The sequence below is a fragment of the Lactobacillus sp. CA30L genome (assembly GCF_059900845.1).
On the sequence record NZ_JBWXGB010000023.1, the window covers coordinates 1 to 480 of the forward strand.

The following is a 480-nucleotide window of genomic DNA, read 5'->3' on the forward strand; positions in this document are numbered from 1 at the left end:
TTACCAACGTGGGTGAATTTATTATTAAAAGCTTATGCCTTTATTGGGATTTTCAGTATTCATGGGAGTATCAATCAGTTTATGAGTTTTATGGGTTTGGGTACGCACCAGATTCTGTTTACAGATTTCAGTTTTTTATTTGTCGCAACGTATATTGAAATTCCATTTATGATTATGCCGATTTTTAATGCCTTAGAAGAGATGAATCCTTCATTGATTAGTGCTAGTCGGGACTTAGGAGCTAGCAGTGCGGAGACGTTCCGCCGTGTCATTTTTCCTCTCTCCCTAAACGGTGTGAAAAGTGGCGTTCAAGCTGTCTTTATTCCTTCGCTCTCGCTCTTTATGTTAACGCGTTTAATTGGCGGCAATCGGGTGATTACGTTGGGAACGGCGATTGAGGAACACTTCTTAGTAACGCAAAACTGGGGCATGGGTTCAACAATAGGTGTGATTTTAATTGTTGCCATGTTTATTGTGATG

Annotated in this window: 1 protein-coding gene; it reads left to right on the forward strand. The window is 40.2% G+C overall.

What is annotated here, in order from left to right:
* Positions 1-480, forward strand: a 480-nt coding sequence (locus AC2JF8_RS09270; protein ID WP_500762805.1) for an ABC transporter permease, incomplete at both ends; no start/stop codon positions are given.